Here is a 21,799-nt window from a genome sequence, read left to right as displayed (position 1 = left end):
TAGTAATCATTTTGGAGGGACTATGAATAAACATATTGACGCACTTATTACAAGACAAGAAAATGCATTCTTAACATCAATCGATGACGCTGGTTATCCAACTGTAAAAGTTGTGAGATCTCCTCGTAAACGTGATGGACTAAAGACGATGTATTTTACAACACACAATAATACACAGATGGTGAAATCATACGAAGCGAATCAACAGGCAATGGTCTATTTTATGGATGAGGCACGTTTTCAAACGGCTTCATTCTATGGGACAATGACTGTCGAAACAGATCCAACAATTATTCAAGAACTTATGGAGACAGAGAATGCTCCTGTGTTTGCGAAAGGTGTTGATCCCAAAACGTACTGTGTGCTTCATTTTACTGCTGATAAAGTCAAATTTTTCAGTAATATGACGACAGAAGTTATTGATTTATAATATACTACGGATAATGTAATAAAAATGCGGATTATCTTGCATTATTACAGTAGATGTGTTAAATTATTAAAGCATTCATGCACTCTGGTTCCGCTGATCTCGGATTTATGAGCCAGTTTAAGATATAGAAAAAGGAGAATCGAAATGGGATTAAATTTAGTAAATGAAATTACAAAATCTCAAATGCGTACAGATATCCCTGAATTCCGTTCAGGTGTAACAGTTCGCGTTGACGTGCGTATCCAAGAAGGTGGAAAAACACGTATCCAAGCTTTTGAAGGGGTTGTTATCAAACGTACAGGAAGCGGAATCGCTGAAATGTTCACAGTTCGTAAAATGTCTTCAGGTGTTGGAGTTGAACGTACATTCCCAGTACACTCACCAATTATCGACAGCGTAACAGTATTACGTCGTGGTAAAGTTCGTCGTAGTAAACTATACTACCTACGTGAGCGTTCAGGTAAATCAGCACGTCTTAAAGAAATTCGTTAAGAAGTTCGCTAATAGCCGTATTTATACGGCTTTTTCTTTATTGTTTCCAAAGGAGTCACAACTATGCGAGAAAAACAAGATGATAAATTTTTACTCTTAATCAAAGATTTTATTAAGAGTTTAATAATAAGTTTAATTGCTGTCTTTATCATTACACAGTTTATTGCGAGACCAGTTCGTGTTGAGGGATTATCTATGTATCCAACCCTTAACGATAACGAATTTGGATTTTCTAATGTGATTGGATTGAAAGTTTCGGATATTGAACGATTTGATGTAGTTGTCGTTCACATGGAAGAAAAAAATAGAAACATCGTAAAGCGCGTTATCGGACTTCCAGGCGAGAAAATTCGTTATGAAAAAGATGTATTGTATGTCAATGACGTTGCAGTTGAAGAACCGTTTTTAGATAACCCGTTTAAACAAAAATGGGTTGAAGATAACGATCTTGTATTTACTGCAGACGAACCGGAATTTATTGTTCCAGAAGGACATTACTTTGTACTCGGAGATAACCGCCGTAACTCGTCTGATTCACGTCAGTATGGTGCGTTTGCGTATGAAGAAATCATAAGTAAGGGTGTTTTTGTATTCTTGCCCTTAAATAAACTACGCCCAGTAGGAAGGTAGATAATATGTCACAAGTTCATTGGTATCCAGGACATATGGCAAAAGCCATGCGTCTTATCGAAGAACAATTAAAAGTGGTTGATTTTGTCATTGAGTGTCGTGATGCACGAGCACCAATGTCAACCCGAAATCCAGCTTTATCATATTCAATTGGACAAAAGAAACGTCTTATTGTTTTAACTAAGAAAGATTTAGCTGAGCCCCGAGAAACTGAAAAATGGGTAAAGCATCTTGAAGATGAAGGTCATGAGGTATTGGTGGTCAATGTACTACAAGATGATGTAAAAAAACTCATGGTTGAAAAAACAGATATCGTGATGGCAGAAAAGCGTCAACGGGATGAGCGTCGTGGCATTCGTCCTCGCCCAGCACGAGCATTGATCGTAGGTGTTCCGAATGTTGGAAAATCCAGTATCATTAATAAAATAGCGTCAAGAAAAGCCGCGGGTGTTGAAAATCGTCCGGGTGTGACTCAAGCACTAAAACTCATTAAAGTAACCGAACAACTTGAGTTGGTCGATACTCCGGGAGTTTTATGGCCGAAATTTGAGTCTGAGACCATGGGTATTCATTGTGCACTCATTGGATCAATTAAAGAAACAGGATATCCAATTGAACTCGTTACAAATTATGCACGCGATTACTTCTTGCAAGAAAATCGTGAGGTATTGGTTGAGCGATACAATATGAAAGATTTTGATATTATGACATTCTATCCTCAAATTGGAATTCATCGTGGATATATCAAAGAAGGCGGCGAGGTAGAGTTAGATCGAACTCGTAGCACGTTCTTGAGTGATATTCAAAATGGAAAACTGGGACGGATAACATGGGATCGCTTATAGACGAGTTTGAAAACATACTGTGGCAAGAAAATCATAGTGTGTGTGGAATCGATGAAGCTGGACGTGGTCCGATGGCGGGTCCTTGTGTAGTTGCTGGAGTCGTATTTCCCAAAGGCTATTACCATGCAGATATTAATGATTCAAAAAAATTATCACCTAAGAAACGTGATGAACTTGTCTCATTAATTAAAGAACATGCTTTGTGGTACAAAGTTGTAGTGGTTGATGTTGATCAGATTGATTTGCACAATATTCATCGAGCAACACAAATGGCAATGGAAGAAATTGCGAACTCTGCACCGGAAAGCTATGTCTTGACCGATGCAATGCCCCTTTTGAATTCTCGCCAGCCATTCGAGTCTATCGTAAAAGGAGACGCACGTTCCATGTCAATTGCTGCCGCTAGTGTCCTCGCTAAAACGTATCGGGATGCATTAATGGTTGAACTTGACCGAATGTATCCAGAATATGGCTTTGCTAAACACAAGGGATATGGTACGAAAGCACATCGTGAAGCCATCTTAAAGTATGGACGCACGAAACACCATCGTAAAACATTCAAGTTTAAAGATGAGGATCAAATATCACTGGATATTTAGGACTTATCTTTTTTTATAACTATTTGTTATGGGTGATAGTTATGAGAAATTATATAAAAAATGTTGCAATTTTGTGCAAAGGTGATTATGCTAAAATGCACCGGCATCTCCTTGAAAAGAAGCCAGTAGCCAATTATCCGTGTGTAGATACGTATTTGACGATTGTAGATGCAGCCTATCCGAAACGTCTGTTGGAGTTAGACCAACCGCCATTCATATTGTTTTATCAAGGTGATTTGAGTTTATTGAACAGTTCGTGTGTTGGTGTGGTTGGTAGTCGCAAACCCTCTTTATATGCCGTTAAAGCAACGTATGAAGCGGTTGCGGTACTTCGAGAACGCTACACGATTGTTTCGGGTTTAGCGTATGGCATTGATGTATGTGCCCATCTTTGTGCGATACATCATCATACTATTGCGGTAGTAGCATGTGGTTTGGATATTTGTTATCCCATGGCTCACCGTGATATCTTCAATCAAATAGGAAAGCATCATCTCATTATTTCGGAATATCCTAGAGGTGTGAATCCTGAGCGGTATCATTTTCCGTTTCGGAATCGTATAATCGCAAGTTTAAGTAAATGTATATACATTATGAGTGCGCGTCAAAAAAGTGGTACAATGGGTACTGTTGACATTGCGTTATCATTAAATCGCGAGATTGTCGTCCTTCCACATCCAATTCATGATGAATCTGGGAGCGGTTGTAACCAACTCATACAAGAAGGTGCGACGGTATTGACAAATATTAAAGAATTATCCAATATATAAATAAGGAGTGACAACTATGAAAAATCTGGTAATTGTTGAGTCACCATCAAAATCAAAAACGATAGAAAAATATTTGGGAAGTGACTTTGAAGTCGTTTCATCAAAAGGACATATTCGTGATCTTGCCACACGTGGTAAAGATGGTTTAGGTGTCGATTTTGAAAATGAGTTTGAACCAACATACAAAATTAGTAAAGACAAAAAAGATGTCGTTAAAGAATTAAAAGCGAAAGTAAAAAAAGTAGATAATGTTTATCTCGCAACTGACCCCGATCGTGAAGGGGAAGCTATTTCATGGCATTTGGCAGATGAATTGGGAATTGACACGGATTTAACCAATCGTGTTGTTTTTAATGAAATCACAAAAGATGCAGTTCTTAGTGCTTTTGAAAAGCCACGTAAAATCGATATGGACTTAGTCAAATCACAGGAAACGCGTCGTATCCTTGATCGAATTATCGGTTTTAAACTTTCGAAATTACTTCAATCAAAAATTAAAAGTAAAAGTGCTGGTCGTGTCCAATCGGTTGCTTTAAAACTGATTGTCGATCGTGAAAAAGAAATTGATGCATTTATTCCTGAAGAGTATTGGTCAGTCTTGGCGTTCTTTGAGAATCAAGAATACCTAATTGAAACCAGTGCGGAACGATATAAAGGAAAAAAACTCGAAATAAAAAATGCTGAAGCGGCTCAAGTCGTGTATGATGCGGTTCAAGGCGAATTTACGATTACAAAACTTGAGAAAAAAGAACGTAAGAAAGATTCGAAATTACCATTCATTACATCAACGCTGCAACAAGAGGCTTCAACGCGACTTGGTTTTGCAGCAAAGAAAACGATGCGTGTTGCACAAAAACTCTATGAGGGAATTCAAATGGGCTCAGAAGCAGAAGGTTTGATTACTTATATGCGTACCGACTCAACTCGACTAAGTGACTCATTTGTTTCTGATGCCAAAGCATATATCTTAAAAACACATGGCAAAGAATATGTCGGTAAATACCGTGAAGGTAAAAAAAATGATAATGCACAAGATGCCCATGAGGCAATCCGTCCAACAAGCATTGATCGTACACCAGAATCCGTTAAACAATATCTAACACCTGACGAGTATAAATTATATCGCTTTATCTATTATCGTGCTGTTGCATCACTCATGTCGGCCGCGAAATATGATGCGGTAAGTGTTGTTTTCAGTCAAAATGACTACGACTTTAATGGTAGTGGATCCACGTTGAAATTTGACGGTTACCTCAAAGTTTATGATTATGAGAAGAGTACCGATAAAATGCTTGGTGAACTTGATGAAGCGAAAGCCTATAAAGCTCGCAAAATCGAACAAAACCAACACTTTACTCAACCACCATCTCGTTATACTGAAGCCCGTCTCATTAAAGAACTTGAGGAACTAGGCATTGGTCGTCCAAGTACTTATTCAATGATTCTTGATACTATAGTTTATCGCGCTTATGCGACATTTGGTGCGGTTTCTGAGACATCGCGTACGAAAGTATTCAAACCTACAGAACAAGGTGTTTTAACCAACGATAGCCTTCAGTCGCATTTCTCTGAAGTGATTAATGTTCACTATACAGCGGAAATGGAAAGTGAATTGGATCAAATCGCAGAGGGAGATATGAATAATATCGAAGCACTTCAACGATTTGTTGATAAATTCTATCCATTGCTTGCTGAAGCTGATGAAAAAATGGAAAAAGTTGAAGTCGAAAAAGTTGGTGAAGTATGTCCTCTAGATGGTGGAGAGCTTGTCTACCGTTTCGGACGTTATGGTAAGTTTATTGCTTGCGCGAATTTCCCAGAATGTCGCTATAACCGTGCATTGGAGCAAGAAAGTCGTCCGGAACCAGAAAAAACGGGTGAACTATGTCCAGAATGTGGAAGTGATTTAGTTAAGCGCAAGAGTCGTTATGGAACTTGGTTTGTAGGATGTTCATCATTCCCTAAATGTCGTTACATTCAACCAAATGAAAATAGTAAGAAAAAAGCAAAGAAAAAAGAGGCAGAAGATGAAACAAGCGCAAGTTAGAGTTATTGGAGCAGGATTAGCAGGTAGTGAAGCAGCATATCAATTAGCGAAACGCGGATATCATGTTGAACTCGTTGAAATGCGACCTGTTAAAATGACACCTGCGCACGTTACTCAAAACTTTGCGGAGCTTGTATGCTCAAACTCATTTCGCTCCGACGACATCACGAATGCTGTAGGATTATTGAAACAGGAAATGAGAATGCTTGATAGTCTAATTATGTGTATGAGTGAACAGCATAAGCTTCCTGCGGGAAGTGCCCTCGCCGTTGACCGTGTTGGATTCAGTGAAGCAGTATCTGAGGCAATTCGAACAATGGATAATATCCAAATAATAAATCAAGAAGTTGTAGAACTCGATGATGTTCCAACAATTGTAGCTACTGGTCCTTTAACCTCGGATGCATTTTCGGAATACTTAATGAACTATTTGGGACAAAGTGAATTACATTTTTATGATGCAATAGCGCCTATTGTATCGGTAGAAGGTATTAACTTTGATATTGCATATCGTAAATCACGATATGACAAAGGGGATGGGCAAGATTATATTAACTGTCCAATGACGCGTGATGAGTTTGATGCATTTTATCGTGCAATTCTTGAGTCGGAAGAAGGAGCGGCCCGTGATTTCGAAGACATTAAAGTATTTGAAGGGTGTATGCCAGTTGAAGTTATGGCCCGTCGTGGCATTAAAACGATGCTATTTGGTCCACTTAAACCAGTTGGTCTTGAGAAACCTGATGGGACACGACCTTATGCCGTAGTTCAATTGCGCCAGGATAATGCTGCGGGTTCTCTCTATAACTTAGTAGGATTCCAAACACGCCTCAAGTGGAGTGATCAGAAACGAATCATCCAAATGATTCCTGGCCTCGAAAATGCTGAGATTGTACGTTATGGTGTAATGCATCGAAATACATTTATTAAATCACCACTAATTCTTAATAAACACTTTCAAACGCTGAAACGTGACTCCTTGTTCTTCGCAGGACAAATAAGTGGTGTTGAAGGGTATGTGGAATCGGCGGCAAGTGGGTTATATGCTGCCTTGAATATGATGCATTACCTTGAAGGTAAAGAACTAATTAATTTATCCGCTGAAACTGTTATGGGTTCGATGGCACAGTATATTGCGAATGCGAATCCGAATCATTTCCAACCTATGAATGCTAACTTTGGTCTTTTAGGGAACCGACTTAAAGATCGTGAAGCGATGGCAGTTCGTAGTCTGGAACATATTAATCATCTACTTGAACAATTATCTTGATGAATTTTTGAGACACATTGCGCTGACAAACACATCTTCGGATCATACGACGGATGCTTATCACCGTGATGTGTCTCAATTTTTAGAATTTATCGGTTCAGATTACGATGTACTAAATTTACCCCAAGAAGTTGCGTATGGATTTCTGAGTGAACTATACGAAAGCGGTCTTTCATCAGCAAGTGTTGCGCGAAAGGTTTCGAGCTTGCGTTCATTTTTAAAATTCCTACAACTTAACTATGGTGCTTTAAACAATCCGTTTACACTAATTAAAGTTAAATCAAGAAGTCGAAAGTTGCCAGATTTTCTGATGTATGATGAAATTGAGAAATTACTTTTGAGTTGTGAGAATGATGGTTTAGGTGTCCGAAATCAAATGATTATTGAAGTTATGTATGCAGCTGGGTTACGTGTCAGTGAAGCGGTTGATCTTCGTATATCAGATCTTGATTTAGGGGCACGAACAATTCGTGTTATTGGTAAAGGTAACAAAGAGCGTATCTTGTTTATCTATCCAGAGCTTGTGCCAAAGCTAAGTCGATACATAGACTTTTATAGATCGTCTTTTGTTCATGACAATGTTGAACAACTCTTTGTAAATAATTCGGGGAAACCTTTAACACCTCGGGGTATCCAGTACATTCTCGAAAAACAAGGGGAGAAAGCAGGTCTACGGAAAAAAGTTCACCCCCATATGCTAAGACATAGTTTTGCGACCCATTTGTTGGATAATGGTGCAAGCCTTCGCGTTGTACAAGAACTACTCGGTCATGAATCATTGAGTACAACTCAAATATATACTCATGTATCGATTCAAAAAATTCGTGAAGCGTATGATGCGGCAATGAAACAATTGCCACTCACATAATCTAACATTGTGCTATCGTTTTACTAACACATTGCATGTGTATACTCGTAGGTGTAAGAGATAATACATCTTACTAAGTATGAATATTTCTTCTCCTATCAGAAATAACACGCATACACATATTCTTTCCCCAAAAATATGAAAAAAGCACTATGTCCCCAACATAGTGCTTTTTTGTAATAAAAAAACCTCTTGGTAAGAAGAGGTTTAAAGTGTTTGATTTTTCGAGTCTAGCATCGCAATGACGTCATCCAGTGCATTTTGAATATTTGCAAGGTCACATGGTTTTTGTTCAATGCCTGCAAAAGCTTGTTTGACCGCACTGTGTTTGCAAATTGTATTTGCGATACTCTCAGATAACGCGAGATGAACTTTACGTTTATCGTCACGATCTTCCTGACGTGTGATTATATCCCGCTCTACAAGATTTTGTACAATTTTGGAAACAGCACTTTTCTTCATGCCTAAGCGACTGTAGAGACTGGTTAAATCTGTATCAGGGTGAACTGCAAGATCCATCAGCACAAGGTACTCTGAGGTATTGTAGCCCAATAATCTTGCTTGCTCGTTTAAGTTATTATTCATCATTTGGTGAATGACAAGTAATTTATCATAAATAATAGAAAGATCGTTGGTGTCCATAATTACCCCCTTATTTTAAAATTAACGAATGGTTTTAAATGCTTTAGCCCAAAGAAGGACTTGATCGAACATTTTCTCAGCATTAACGGCATGGTAGTCATGTGGTTTAAATACTGACATGTTTTCAAAGTCTGCCATTAATGAGAATGTTACCATTGTTCGTACTGAAGCCATTTCTTGTTCAGCTGCGACTAAGCGAAGTGTCTGAATTGCAGATAAACCGCCGAGTCCGCCATAAGCAACATATCCGACTGGTTTATTGTGTACTTCTGGATGTAAATAGTCAAGTGCATTTTTTAATGCTCCAGGAACTGCACGATTGTATTCTGCAGTAATAATAACATATCCGTCGAATGAAGCGATCTTTGATGACCAATTTTGGATTGCTTGTCCCTGAGCTTCTGTGGGTTGTGTTCCTAAAAGTGGCAGGTCATAATCTTTAAGGTCAACGAGTTCATATGTAACATTTTCGTCAGAACGAGTTGCTGCATAATCCATTACCCATTTTCCTACGGCTTCGCCATTGCGTCCTTCGCGAACGCTTCCTAAAATAACTCCGATATTCATAGTGTGTACCTCCTGTTAGTTTTTGTATCACGAACTATGTAAGTAGTGTAAATCAAAAATAGTCCACTTTTCAACTAACTTGCTCACAATAATTTTTATCATGATGATTTTAGATAAAAAAAGGAACTTTTAGCACTTTGGCGTTGACACTGCTAAACTCGTGTACTATAATAATAACAGGCACAGAAATGTGTGTTTAGGAGGCGAGAAAAAATATGCTAACACCGCGTAAAGTAGAAATATTTAAAGCGATTGTTACGGAATTTATTAACTCAGCAGAACCAATTGGTTCAAATACACTGATTGATAAATTTAACTTACCGTACTCGTCTGCGACGATACGCAATGAAATGTCAGATCTAGAAAAAATGGGACTTATTGAAAAGACACATACATCGTCTGGAAGGGTTCCTTCGACAAAAGGTTATCGTTTCTACGTTGAACATCTCATGGAAGACCAAGAGAATGCCAGCGTTGAACATGCGATTGCCCAAGTCTTTTCTGACCGTCGTTTAGATATCGATGAAGCCATTCGTCAAAGTAGTGATATTATCTCACATATGACCAACTTAACAGCTGTTGTGTTAGGTCCTAGTGCAGAAGCTGAAATTCTAAAAAGTGTTCAGCTGATTCCGTTGAATGAATTGTCAGCGATGGCAGTCTTTGTTACAGAGACTGGCCATGCAGAGAATCGAATCTTTAATTTTGAACAACAAGTTAGTATTGAAGATATCGAACAATGCACAATTATCCTTAATGAGCGCTTAAAAGGTTCACGTTTGGGTGATGTCGTTGAAAAAATGGAAAGCATTCGTCCTTTGCTAGCTGCGAAGTTACACCAATATGAGGTGCTGTTTGAGGCCTTTGTCGGTGCGTTTGTGAAGTTTGCCCAAAGTGAAGTTTACTTAAGTGGTGAACATAATATGCTCTATCAACCAGAGTTCTCAAATATTGAGAAATTGAGACAGCTCATGGCCATGTTGGAAAACAGTCAAATGTGGCAAGAACTCTCAATTAATCATGAGAATATTCGACTCCAAAAAGGAACGCATAGTGAATTAATGTGGGTCGATGATATGGCGGTTGTATCAAGCACCTTAAAACTTGGTGATGATTCTGAACACCAGTTGATGGTAGTTGGTCCAAACCGTATGGAATACGGCAGAGTCGTGTCGCTCATTGATTACGTCTCAGAATTGGTAAATGAAGTGTATGGGAAAGGTGGTCCAAATGAACGAAACGAAGAATGAAACAACAAATGAAGAAAATTTAGAAACAGAAGCTATAGTTGCTGAAAAAGTAGAAGAGGCAACAGAAGAGCCGACGCTGGAAGAAATCAATGAAGCATTGTTGCTTGAAATTGAAACATTAAAAAATGATTATCTTAAAACGTTTGCAGACACAGAAAACTTGAAGAAACGATTACAACGCGAACATGAACAAACACGCAAGTATCGTATCCAAAGCTTTGCGTTGAGTGTCCTCCCAGTGATTGATAACTTGGAGCGCGCTTTGAGTCAAGATACAAGTGATGAAGCCTTCCGTGAAGGTGTGAAAATGATTTATGATCAGCTCATGGCTTCATTGCTGGCAGAGGGTGTTGAGCCAATCGAAGCATTGAACCAACCCTTTGATCCAAATATTCATCAAGCGATGATGATGGAAGAAGTCGAAGGTGTTGAACCGAACACCGTCGTTATGGAATTACAAAAAGGTTATATGTTAAAAGATCGCATTTTACGTGCGAGTCTTGTAAAAGTGAGTCAGTAAAGGAGAATATAAATTATGAGTAAAGTAATTGGAATTGACTTAGGAACAACAAACTCAGCTGTAGCTGTCATGGAAGGCGGCGAAGCTAAAGTTATTACAAACCCTGAAGGAAATCGTACAACGCCTTCAGTCGTAAGTTTTAAAAACGGAGAGCGTATCGTTGGGGATGCTGCAAAGCGTCAAGTTGTAACGAACCCAAACTCAGCAGTATCCGTTAAACGTTTAATCGGTACAGGTGAAAAAGTACATCTTGAAGGTAAAGACTATACACCTGAAGAAATCTCAGCAATGATCTTGTCATACATTAAATCATATGCAGAAGATTATCTTGGAGAAAAAGTAACAAAAGCTGTTATTACAGTACCAGCATACTTCAACGATGCTCAACGTCAAGCAACAAAAGATGCGGGACGTATTGCTGGATTAGAAGTAGAACGTATTATTAACGAACCAACAGCAGCAGCATTAGCATTTGGTATCGATAAAACAGATATCGAACAAAAAGTATTAGTCTTTGACTTAGGTGGTGGTACATTTGACGTTTCAATCTTAGAATTAGCAGATGGAACTTTCGAAGTATTATCAACTGCAGGTGATAACAAACTTGGTGGAGATGATTTTGACCACATTATCGTGGATCATTTAGTAGCACTTTTCAAAAAAGAAAATGGCATTGATCTAACAAATGATAAAATGGCAATGCAACGTCTCAAAGAAGCAGCTGAAAAAGCGAAAAAAGACTTATCATCAACTGTAAATGCACAAATTTCATTACCATTTATCTCAGCTGGTGAAGCAGGACCACTCCATTTAGAAACAACATTATCACGTGCTAAATTTGAAGAAATGACAAAACACTTAGTGGAACGCACAATGATTCCTGTACGCCAAGCATTGAAAGATGCAGGATTAACACGCAATGACATTCATCAAGTTCTCTTGGTAGGGGGATCAACACGTATTCCTGCTGTCGTTGAAGCTGTTAAATCAGAACTTGGTAAAGAACCAAACAAATCAGTAAACCCTGATGAAGTTGTTGCTATGGGAGCAGCTATTCAAGGTGGTGTTATCTCAGGTGATGTTAAAGACGTCTTACTATTAGACGTAACGCCATTATCTTTAGGTATCGAAACTGCAGGTGGTGTTATGACTGCAATGATCGAACGTAACACAACGATTCCAACATCGAAATCACAAGTCTTCTCAACCTATGCGGATAATCAACCAGCGGTAGATATTAATGTCTTACAAGGTGAGCGTCCAATGGCGAAAGATAATAAATCACTTGGTTTGTTTAAACTTGATGGTATTGCACCAGCACGTCGTGGTGTTCCTCAAATCGAAGTTACATTTGATATTGACGTTAACGGTATTGTTAACGTGTCAGCACTTGATAAAGGTACTAACCAAAAACAATCAATCACAATTTCAAACAGTTCAGGATTAAGCGATGAAGAAATCGATCGTATGGTTCGTGAAGCTGAAGAAAATGCTGAAGCAGATGCTAAACTTCGTGAAGAAGCAGAGCTCAAAAACCGTGCAGAACAATTTATCAACCAAATTGATCAAACATTAGAAAATGAAGATGCAAACGTTGATGAGGCACAAAAAGAAGAAGTTAAGAAACTACGTGATGAATTACAATCAGCATTAGACGAAAATGATATGGATACATTACGTGAAAAACTTGATGCGCTCGAACAAGCTGCTCAAGCAATGTCACAAGCAATGTATGAGCAACAAGCACAACAAGCAGGTGAAGCACAACCTGAAACTGATGAAACAGTCGTTGATGCTGAATTTGAAGAAAAAAATTAATGAATTTGAATACGGAGGTTAGATATGGCTAAACGCGATTATTATGAAGTCTTGGGTGTATCGAAAGGTGCATCTGATCAAGAAATTAAAAAGGCCTATCGTCAGCTTGCGAAAAAGTATCATCCAGATGTCAATAAAGAAGATGGAGCAGAAGCACAATTTAAAGAAGTTCAGGAAGCATATGATATTCTTTCGGATAGTTCTAAACGTGCAAATTATGACCAATTCGGTCATGCTGCATTTGATCAAAACGCTGGATATGGTGGCGGTGGTGCTGCAGGCTTCGATGACTTTGGCGATATCTTTAGTTCCTTCTTTGGTGGCGGATTCGGTGGCGGCGGTACACGCCGTGCCGATCCAAATGCACCACAAAAAGGTCAAGATCGCTTCATGAGTATGAACATTGACTTTATGGAATCTGTTTTTGGAGTAGAGAAAACAGTTACTTTAAATGTTGATGAACAATGTCATGTATGTCACGGAACAGGCGCCCATTCAAAAGAAGATATTAAAACATGTTCCCGTTGTAGTGGAACTGGTCAAACTGTAACACAACAACGAACACCGTTTGGTACATTCCAAACTGCGACAACATGTCCAGATTGTGGTGGAACGGGTAAAACAATCACGAAATTCTGTAAAGAATGTGGTGGTAAAGGATTCAATAGCAAACGTGTAAACGTTGATATTAAAATTCCTGCGGGTATTGCATCAGGCCAACAACTTCGCGTCTCTGGTAAAGGAGAACGTGGTTTAAATGGTGGTCCGAATGGTGATCTCTTCGTAGAGATTGGTGTAAAACCGCATAAACACTTCAAACGTGATGGAAACAACATCCACATTCAAATCCCACTTTCAGTAGTTGATGCTGCCTTGGGAACTGAAATTGATGTTCCAACAGTTCATGGGGATGTGACGCTTACAATTCCTGCTGGTACCCAACCAAATACGAAATTTAGAATGCGTGATAAGGGAATTAAAGATTTACGTTCCTCACGTATGGGAGACCAATTCGTAGAAGTTAAATTGGAAGTCCCAACAAAACTTTCACGTCAAGAACGTGAAACTTATGAAACACTAAGAGAAGAAAAAGGTGAGAGCGTCTTTGACCGTTTTAAAAACGCGTTCAAGTGATGCAAATCACTTTTCTTTAAACTATCAATTAGCACTCATAGAGTTTAATTGCTAAAACACAAAGGAGGTAAAGCAATGAACAACGATAACTTAACTGAAAAATCTCAACAAGCCATTATGGAGGCTGTAAACTACGCAACCGCAATGGGTCATAGTTCGCTGACACCACTTCATGTGATGAAAGCAATCTTAAACACCAATGACCTCGACATTATTCTTATGGAAAGCAATGTCGAGAAAGCTGCGTTATCAAATATAACTGAAGAGGCATTATCGCGTTTGCCAAAGGTTCAAGGAGCTCAGCTTGGTGCAAGTAATGAATTTGGACAGATGATGATGAAAGCTACGGAATGGTCAAAGAAACAAGGCGATGTTTATGTATCCTTGTATGCAATTTTCTTAGCCATTGTCGAGTTAGAATCAGTCTATAAAAACTTACTGCCTTACAATGAAGTTGAGAAAGTGATGCTTGAGCATCGTGGTGGACGAACTATTGATTCACCGCAAGCAGAAAATAACATCGATGCACTATTAAAATATGGTCGCGATCTCGTTAAAGATGTTCGTGACGGTAAAGTCGATCCAATCATTGGTCGCGATGATGAAATTCGTCGCGTCATCCAAATTTTGAGTCGAAAAACAAAGAATAATCCAATTTTAATCGGTGAACCTGGGGTTGGTAAAACAGCGATTGCGGAGGGTTTAGCATGGCGTATTATGCGTGGTGATGTTCCGTACAGTTTGAAAAACAAACAGCTTATCGAACTGGATATGGGATCTCTAATTGCTGGTGCTAAATATCGTGGTGAGTTTGAAGAGCGACTCAAAGCGGTACTTGAAGAAGTTGAAAAAGCAGATGGAAATATCATCCTCTTTATTGATGAGATACATAATCTTGTTGGTGCAGGTAAGACAGAAGGATCCATGGATGCGGCAAACTTACTAAAACCAATGCTTGCACGTGGTGAACTTCATTTGATTGGAGCAACCACCTTTAATGAATACCGTCAAAACATTGAAAAAGATGCAGCATTAGAGCGTCGTTTCCAACGTGTTACAGTTTTAGAGCCAACTGTAGACGACACCATTTCCATCCTACGTGGACTTAAAGATCGTTTTGAATCTCACCATGGTGTTACCATATTGGACGAAGCGATCGTTGCCGCAGCGAAATTATCAGATCGATACATTACTGACAGATTCTTGCCAGACAAAGCGATTGACTTGATTGATGAAGCGAGTGCTTCGATTCGAGTTGAGATGGAATCAATGCCTGAAGCGTTGGATGAGTTAACACGCCGTATCCGTCAACTTGAAATTGAAGAGATTTCATTGAAAGATGAAACGGATGATCGGGCACTTGATCGCTTAGATGAAATAGTGGAAGAGCTCAGTAATCTAAAAGAAGAACATGATATTTTATTTGCACAATGGGAAAAAGAAAAGCAAGCTGTCGATGGTATAAAAGATGCTAAAGAAGAACTCGAGAAAGCAAAATTAGATTACGAGCGTGCTCAAAATGAAGCACGGTATGAAGATGCTGCGCGCCTTCAATATGAAACGATTCCTGCATTGGAGAAACAAATCCAAACGGACAGTGAGCTTGAAAAAGAAGGTGGTATGATCCAAGAGGTCGTTACTGAGGAATTAATTGCTGAAATTATTTCGAAATGGACAGGTATCAACATTACCAAACTTGTAGCATCAGAACGAGAAAAACTCTTGAATCTCAAAGCTGAGCTTCAAAAATCTGTTAAGGGTCAAGATGATGCATTACAAATCGTAACGGATGCGATACTACGATCGAAAGCACAAATACAAGATGAGAACCGTCCGTTAGGATCCTTTATGTTCTTGGGACCAACAGGTGTTGGTAAAACTGAAGTTGCCCGTGTCCTTGCTGAACAGTTGTTTGATGATCGAAACCAAATCATACGGATTGACATGAGTGAGTACATGGAAAAACACAGTGTGGCACGTTTAATTGGTGCGCCTCCAGGATATGTTGGCTATGAGCAAGGGGGACAATTAACGGAACAAGTCCGTCGTCATCCTTACTCAATCGTGCTATTGGATGAAATTGAAAAGGCTCATCCAGACGTATTTAATGTCTTATTACAGATTCTTGATGATGGTCGAATCACAGATAGTAAAGGTGTTACAGTGGATTTTAAAAACACAATTATTATTATGACCTCAAACTTAGGAAGTCAGTTTGCATTTGAAAAGGATACATCAATCCGCAACAACAATTATATGCAAGCAGTTCAAAGTCACTTCAAACCAGAGTTCATCAACCGTATTGATGAGATTATTGTCTTTAATGCATTAAATGACGTGGTCTTACGTGACATTGCAATTAAGTTTGTTCACGAGTTAGCACTTCGAATTCAACGTCGTGATATTAACTTAGATGTAACTTCGGAAGCTATCAATGCAATCGTTGAGCAGGGAAGTGATGTAACTTACGGTGCGCGACCAATGAAACGTTTTATTCAACGTGAAATCGAAACACGTATCGCGTATTTGCTAATTGAACAAGATGTTGCGCCACACGCAACCATAGTCGTTGATGTTGAAGATGGTGCGTTTGTTTTATCCATAGTCAATGCAGCTGAATTACTAAATTAAGAACATCGAAAGACCGACACAAGTCGGTCTTTTTTTTTGAAAAAAATATTTAAAACGATACATTCAGTCAATGAAAAATAAAAATGCCGTAGCGATGCGCCACTAAATAGGGACATAATTTTGAAAAATATTGAAAACTTATACCAATTTATTGTGCTTTGATAGTGCATGTGATATTCTTTTACCCTAATGAAAGGAGATAAAAAAGACGATAATTATAGCGCCCGGCTCAAAGTAGAGTGACGAGGAAAGAGGAGTATCGAATATCGGCGGATGCCTCTTCGGTTAATGGACCGTTAGATAAGGACAAAGACACAAAACCCTTATTAACCATTACAATGTTGATTCAATCATAATAATACGATCAACGATATTAAAACTTAAATATAATCATAATCGAAGGAGATTTTTTTATGTGTGGAATTGTAGGATATGTCGGCGCACGAAATGCAGTCGATGTTTTAATTGCGGGCTTGTCTCATTTGGAGTATCGTGGTTACGATTCTGTAGGACTTGCTGTTGCAACGGATACAGATTTTAGCACGGTCAAAGTACTGGGACGTGTAGCAAACATTGTTGAACCCAGTCGATCGGTTCAATTGCTTCAACCTTGCGTAGGAATTGCACATACGCGATGGGCAACTCATGGAAAACCAACGCAGCACAATGCGCATCCCCACCGTGGTAAATTGGTGACATTGGTTCATAACGGAATAATTGAAAACTACCAATCATTAAAGCAAGAATTAGTAAACGAAGGGTACCATTTTGAATCTGAAACAGATACCGAAGTGGCAGCTAAACTTTTAGATAGTATGTATGCGACGATCAAACATCCATTACAGACGATTCAAGCGTTTCTTAAACGTATCGAGGGTTCATATGCAATTGCAGTGATGTTTAAAGATGTACCGAACACAATCTATGCAATTCGAAAGGGGAGTCCACTCCTTATTGGGATTGGCAATCAAGAGCATTTCATTGCATCTGATATGACACCAATTTTGGACTATACTCGAGATTTTGTTTTATTGGATGAATCGAGCATTGCGATGGTATCATCAAATAAGCTCGAAATTTTTGATGTTGACAGTGGTGAAGAGAAGCAATTTGATGTACAACATGCATCATGGAATATTGATGAAGTCGGCCTGCAAGGCGAGAAATTCTTTATGATGAAAGAAATTATTGAACAGCCAAGGGTTGTAAGGCGGTCCCTACAAAATCGTATTCAAGATGGATTTGTAACGTTTGAAGCAGATGGAATTGATGACCTATTTTTTGATAACATTGAAACGATTCATATTGTTGCTTGTGGTACTGCAATGCATGCAGGGTTAGTTGGTAAGCACTGGATTGAGACGCTTGCGCGCAAATCAGTAAATGTTGACGTTGCAAGTGAATTTCGTTATCGCAATCCAATTCTAAATCCCCAAGACTTAGTAATCGTTGTAAGTCAATCTGGAGAAACTGCAGATACACTAGCATGTTTAGCTTTGGCTAAATCTAAAAATATTAGAACACTGGGAATCGTTAATGTAGATGGTTCATCAATTGCGCGTGATGTCGATGCATTGATACTCACAAAGGCTGGCATTGAACGTTCAGTCGCGAGTACCAAAGCATATATGAGTCAGATAACATGTTTCTATTTACTCGCACACAAGTTATCCCAAACATCAATCAACATGACAGATGTGAATACAATGTTAGATGCGATGAACACAATGATTCAACATAGAAACGATATTGAGGTAATCGTCCAACCGTATATTAACCTAAATAGTGCCTTTTATGTGGGGAGAGGTTTGGATAGTGCCTTAGCCGTCGAAGGGTCTTTGAAACTTAAAGAGATTACATATATTCATAGTGAGGCTTATGCAGCGGGTGAACTCAAACACGGCAGCCTTGCTCTTATAGATGACCAAATATTAACGGTTGCAGTTGCAACGCAATCGCATTTAATCGAAAAAACAATCAGTAACATTCAAGAGATAAAGGCGCGCGATGGTCAAATTCTCTGTGTTATTACAGAAAAGGAGGCGTATCGCTTGGATCCGGAGGACTCAATTGTTATCATTCCGAATGTTCCGGCGATGGTCGCACCATTTGTGGCAATTATCCCATTGCAAGTCATTGCTTATATGATCAGTGACCTGAAAGGTCTTGATGTCGATAAACCTCGAAATCTTGCAAAATCAGTAACTGTAGAATAAACCAGTAATCAGTCCTCACTTTCTGATTGCGCTGAACGACGAAAAGCGATATCCTGCTCGATATCGCTTTTTATTAAAAAAGCACATCTCTCGATGTGCTTTATGCTTATTTCTTTTTGAATGCTTTAAGTTTTTTGAGAATCTTCAACCAGTTAAAGAAGTTGTAAGCAAAGAATCCTGCTGATAATGCGATGAGGAAACTAAAGACAGTAGCTTCAATACCTTGGTAGCCCCCGATTTCGAATTGTCTTGATATTAGGACAAGAGCAACGAAAATAGGTAAGATGAAATCCATAAAGCGATCTGACTTGAGTGCACGGAGTGCTTCTTCAGATTCAAGTTTAGCATAATCAGTATCTGAAATTTTGATGATTTGCTTATCTTTAAGGAAGACAAAACGTTTGAACACTTCAAATCCAACAATTACGGCAACCGCAAATACAGTCACGGCAATTAACGGAAGTTTTAAAAGTCCAATCCCTAAAACAAAGAGTAAAGCCGCCCAAATATATTGTCCATCAAGCAAACGGACTTTAGTCATATCTCCCGCTTGAAGGTGATAGCCTTCTTGTTTGTTGGGAATCACTAAAATCAATCGGCGTCTCTTATCTTTGATAATACCAAATTGGTATAATTCTTCTAGTTCACTTAATCCATTTTTTTTCTTACTCATAGTATCTCCTAAATGACATCATGCGCTTTAAGTGCATGGTAGATTCCATCTTCATTTACCGGTTTGGTCACATATTTTGCTTTTTCTTGGACGTGAGCAACTGCGTTTCCCATAGCAACAGAATAGGTTGCACCTGCGAGCGCATCCATATCATTTTCGCCATCACCAAACATTGTATAACGTGTAGTCTTTAAATGTTTATTTAGATATTGAATTCCATTATGTTTTCCGGATTCAATGCTCATAATTTCTGTATTTCCAAGTTGATCAAGAACGGTTATTGTATCTTTGAACAATTCCTCGCGCATTGCTTCAGGAATTGTATCAAAAGCATACGACATTAAATTGAAGATTTTTTCATCATTGTACGCTTGTACAGGGTAGTAAGTATCAATGTGAAAATGTGCAAATGAATCAACAAGACGTTGATTGGGTTCACTACTTAAAAAGAGGGAATCACCTTCCATTAAAAATGGACCATCATGGACTTTAAGTAAGTCATGAAGCCATGCTACAGGAAGCGGTGTTTCTTTAATGGTATTTAAAGAAGCATCTAAGATTTGTGAACCATTTGCGAGAACAAATCCATCCCAATGCATCATATCAACGACACCAACCTCATATGCGCCAGAAAGGCTACGTCCTGTACATAAAGCTATTTTGTAACCAGCGGCTTTTAATTGCTTTAAAGCTTCAATTGTAGATTCGGGAATTGTATGACTCTTGTTGTCTAAGAGCGTCCCATCTACGTCAAAGTAAAATATCTCTGAATTTTTCATTTTTATCACCTAACGTATTATACCACGTTTATGCAATGAAAAAGTTGGACTTATTAATTTCGTTAATAATTCATAATGAACATGATATGATAAGTCTATGAAAATAGAAATTGTATACTCAAATAGGAAAACACTCGCGTTACATGTTAGAGATGGGGCAGTATTTGTACGGGCACCACATCAAACTCCAAAACCATTGATTGAATCATTCGTGAAAGAAAAAGAACAATGGATTATGAAACATCTAGATGCATATGAACCTGCAGGATTCACGTGGGAACAACCGTCATTAAAGGTATTTGGTATGACATACCCAATCACGTATCATGCCAGTGCTAAATTTGAAATTCAACTGGAGGAAGATACGTTAATATTAAGGTATCCGACATCATGGAGTGTGGATCGGTTAGAACGTATGGTGATTCTTCACTTTAAAGATTTGTTGGAGAAGCAGCTTGACGCTTTGGTGACCCACTATGCTTTGGCGCTGGGAATCCAAGTACCACAGTATAAAATCAGAAAATACAAGCGAATCCATGGTCGCTGCAACCGTGGTGGCGAGTTAGCCTTTAACACGTACCTATTTCATGAAAATCACCGTTTCATTGAGTATGTCGTGTTGCATGAATGTGCACATATTTTAGAGTTTAATCATAGTGCAGCTTTCTATGCGATAATTGAAAAACAAATGCCAGACTATAAATATGTAATTAAAGAACGCAAGGGGCGTTAGGAGACTATAATGTTGAAAGTTGGAACATATAATATTCGTTTATTAGCCGATGATGGTGTTGATTCTTGGAAATATCGATCACAGTACTTGATGGAAACCTTGCAAAATGATGCTTATGATGTCATTGGTTTACAAGAAGTAACCCCAAAGCAATACCATGATTTAGCGCAGATTCCAGGATATCGGCTTGTTGGACAGGCCCGTGAGGTTGATGGTTTAGGTGAAGCATCTCCCATTCTTTTTCATGAACAGACATTGGAATGCCTTGAGGACAAAACGTATTGGTTGTCTGATACACCAGATGTGCCAAGTAAATTTGAGAATTCAGCTTGTAATCGTGTCGCGACTATTGGGACATTTCGAATTAAGAATTCAGATATTGTATTTCAATTTGCGTCATGTCACATTGACCATATTGTAACGGATGCACAAGCAAAACAAATATATGTTTTAATGACATTGATGGACAAAAATTTACCTGTAATTATCACTGGTGATTTTAACTTGACGCCTGATGCAGCCCCGATTCAACTTTTAGAAGCAAAGTACCAGAGTGTTGCGAAAGATTCGAAGTTTGGAACGTTTAATGATTTTGATACTCAAAAGGATGTCATGGATATGGAACGAATTGATTACATTTTCTTGGACGATTCGTGGACAATTCATGCCAGTGATATTGTTGTCGCAGTGAATGAACAAGGACGTTATAATTCGGATCATTTCCCAGTTGTAGGCTTAATTTCTCAAACATAAAAAAAGGCTCTTTATAATCTAGTGTTGGTGAGATAGTCCGACATATTTAGAGTCAGTACCATCGTCATAGAAATATGATGATGGTTTTTTTATTTCTAAGTGTATCATTGTGTTTGATATTAGTAAAATTCT

Annotated in this window: 21 protein-coding genes; 17 read left to right on the top strand and 4 right to left on the bottom strand. The window is 38.6% G+C overall.

Annotated features, from left to right (window positions below; all coding sequences use genetic code 11):
* Positions 1–22: 22 nt before the first annotated feature.
* The 9 genes from GVV20_RS03235 to xerA all read left to right on the top strand — a co-directional run bounded on the left by GVV20_RS03235 (position 23) and on the right by xerA (position 7,951).
* Positions 23–430, top strand: a complete 408-nt coding sequence (locus tag GVV20_RS03235) for a pyridoxamine 5'-phosphate oxidase family protein (protein WP_159741632.1) — start codon at positions 23–25, stop codon at positions 428–430.
* Between the two features lie 144 nt (positions 431–574).
* Positions 575–922, top strand: coding sequence for a 50S ribosomal protein L19 (gene rplS / locus GVV20_RS03230; RefSeq protein WP_159638782.1), 348 nt, complete (start codon positions 575–577; stop codon positions 920–922).
* A gap of 63 nt (positions 923–985) precedes the next feature.
* Positions 986–1,552: a signal peptidase I gene (lepB, locus tag GVV20_RS03225; RefSeq protein WP_159640187.1), complete on the top strand. Its 567-nt coding sequence runs from the start codon at positions 986–988 to the stop codon at positions 1,550–1,552.
* Between the two features lie 5 nt (positions 1,553–1,557).
* Positions 1,558–2,397: a ribosome biogenesis GTPase YlqF gene (ylqF, locus tag GVV20_RS03220; RefSeq protein WP_159741362.1), complete on the top strand. Its 840-nt coding sequence runs from the start codon at positions 1,558–1,560 to the stop codon at positions 2,395–2,397.
* Complete coding sequence (rnhB, locus tag GVV20_RS03215) at positions 2,382–2,996, top strand: ribonuclease HII (protein WP_159741361.1); 615 nt, start codon at positions 2,382–2,384, stop codon at positions 2,994–2,996. The genes ylqF and rnhB overlap by 16 nt, the downstream gene beginning before the upstream one ends.
* A gap of 41 nt (positions 2,997–3,037) precedes the next feature.
* The gene (gene dprA / locus GVV20_RS03210; protein WP_159741360.1) at positions 3,038–3,766 is read left to right on the top strand and encodes a DNA-processing protein DprA; all 729 of its coding nucleotides are present in this window, start codon (positions 3,038–3,040) and stop codon (positions 3,764–3,766) included.
* 16 nt (positions 3,767–3,782) lie between these two features.
* A complete protein-coding gene (topA, locus tag GVV20_RS03205; protein WP_159741359.1) occupies positions 3,783–5,813 on the top strand; it encodes a type I DNA topoisomerase in 2,031 nt (676 codons plus the stop codon).
* Positions 5,794–7,083 carry a methylenetetrahydrofolate--tRNA-(uracil(54)-C(5))-methyltransferase (FADH(2)-oxidizing) TrmFO gene (gene trmFO / locus GVV20_RS03200; RefSeq protein WP_159741358.1) on the top strand — a complete coding sequence of 430 codons (1,290 nt, stop codon included), beginning with the start codon at positions 5,794–5,796 and terminating at the stop codon, positions 7,081–7,083. Before topA ends, trmFO begins: the two co-directional genes overlap by 20 nt.
* A gap of 7 nt (positions 7,084–7,090) precedes the next feature.
* The gene (xerA, locus tag GVV20_RS03195; RefSeq protein WP_236261791.1) at positions 7,091–7,951 is read left to right on the top strand and encodes a site-specific tyrosine recombinase/integron integrase; all 861 of its coding nucleotides are present in this window, start codon (positions 7,091–7,093) and stop codon (positions 7,949–7,951) included.
* Positions 7,952–8,158: 207 nt separating this feature from the next.
* On the opposite strand, the gene GVV20_RS03190 is transcribed toward xerA, so the two are convergent.
* Both GVV20_RS03190 and GVV20_RS03185 read right to left on the bottom strand, forming a co-directional pair.
* The gene (locus tag GVV20_RS03190) at positions 8,159–8,593 is read right to left on the bottom strand and encodes a MarR family winged helix-turn-helix transcriptional regulator (protein ID WP_159741357.1); all 435 of its coding nucleotides are present in this window, start codon (positions 8,591–8,593) and stop codon (positions 8,159–8,161) included.
* 21 nt (positions 8,594–8,614) lie between these two features.
* Positions 8,615–9,160: an NADPH-dependent FMN reductase gene (locus GVV20_RS03185; protein WP_159741356.1), complete on the bottom strand. Its 546-nt coding sequence runs from the start codon at positions 9,158–9,160 to the stop codon at positions 8,615–8,617.
* A 215-nt stretch (positions 9,161–9,375) separates the two neighbouring features.
* Between GVV20_RS03185 and hrcA the strand changes: the two genes are divergently transcribed.
* The 6 genes from hrcA (at position 9,376) to glmS (ending at position 18,729) form a co-directional block, all read left to right on the top strand.
* The gene (gene hrcA / locus GVV20_RS03180) at positions 9,376–10,410 is read left to right on the top strand and encodes a heat-inducible transcriptional repressor HrcA (RefSeq protein ID WP_159638764.1); all 1,035 of its coding nucleotides are present in this window, start codon (positions 9,376–9,378) and stop codon (positions 10,408–10,410) included.
* Complete coding sequence (grpE, locus tag GVV20_RS03175) at positions 10,391–10,930, top strand: nucleotide exchange factor GrpE (protein WP_201287528.1); 540 nt, start codon at positions 10,391–10,393, stop codon at positions 10,928–10,930. The genes hrcA and grpE overlap by 20 nt, the downstream gene beginning before the upstream one ends.
* 15 nt (positions 10,931–10,945) lie before the next feature.
* Entirely contained in the window at positions 10,946–12,748 is a 1,803-nt protein-coding gene (gene dnaK, locus GVV20_RS03170; protein ID WP_159812782.1) for a molecular chaperone DnaK, read from the top strand.
* Between the two features lie 24 nt (positions 12,749–12,772).
* Positions 12,773–13,882 (top strand): molecular chaperone DnaJ, encoded by a 1,110-nt coding sequence (gene dnaJ / locus GVV20_RS03165; RefSeq protein WP_159812784.1) that lies wholly within the window; start codon positions 12,773–12,775, stop codon positions 13,880–13,882.
* A gap of 75 nt (positions 13,883–13,957) precedes the next feature.
* Positions 13,958–16,513 (top strand): ATP-dependent Clp protease ATP-binding subunit, encoded by a 2,556-nt coding sequence (locus tag GVV20_RS03160; RefSeq protein ID WP_159812786.1) that lies wholly within the window; start codon positions 13,958–13,960, stop codon positions 16,511–16,513.
* A gap of 413 nt (positions 16,514–16,926) precedes the next feature.
* Positions 16,927–18,729: a glutamine--fructose-6-phosphate transaminase (isomerizing) gene (glmS, locus tag GVV20_RS03155; RefSeq protein ID WP_159741495.1), complete on the top strand. Its 1,803-nt coding sequence runs from the start codon at positions 16,927–16,929 to the stop codon at positions 18,727–18,729.
* 106 nt (positions 18,730–18,835) lie between these two features.
* Here glmS and GVV20_RS03150 read toward each other — a convergent pair whose 3' ends face one another.
* Both GVV20_RS03150 and GVV20_RS03145 read right to left on the bottom strand, forming a co-directional pair.
* A complete protein-coding gene (locus GVV20_RS03150) occupies positions 18,836–19,402 on the bottom strand; it encodes a hypothetical protein (RefSeq protein WP_159741496.1) in 567 nt (188 codons plus the stop codon).
* Positions 19,403–19,410: 8 nt separating this feature from the next.
* The gene (locus GVV20_RS03145) at positions 19,411–20,181 is read right to left on the bottom strand and encodes an HAD family hydrolase (RefSeq protein ID WP_159741497.1); all 771 of its coding nucleotides are present in this window, start codon (positions 20,179–20,181) and stop codon (positions 19,411–19,413) included.
* Between the two features lie 97 nt (positions 20,182–20,278).
* On the opposite strand from GVV20_RS03145, the gene GVV20_RS03140 reads away from it, so the two are divergent.
* A complete protein-coding gene (locus GVV20_RS03140; protein ID WP_159741498.1) occupies positions 20,279–20,914 on the top strand; it encodes a M48 family metallopeptidase in 636 nt (211 codons plus the stop codon).
* A 9-nt stretch (positions 20,915–20,923) separates the two neighbouring features.
* Positions 20,924–21,667, top strand: coding sequence for an endonuclease/exonuclease/phosphatase family protein (locus GVV20_RS03135; protein ID WP_159741499.1), 744 nt, complete (start codon positions 20,924–20,926; stop codon positions 21,665–21,667).
* Positions 21,668–21,799: the final 132 nt, after the last annotated feature.

This window comes from Erysipelothrix aquatica (assembly GCF_009828775.2).
GTDB lineage: Bacteria > Bacillota_I > Bacilli_A > Erysipelotrichales > Erysipelotrichaceae > Erysipelothrix > Erysipelothrix aquatica.
Note: the sequence above shows the minus strand (reverse complement) of the source record. Positions and strands in the feature narration are given on the sequence as shown.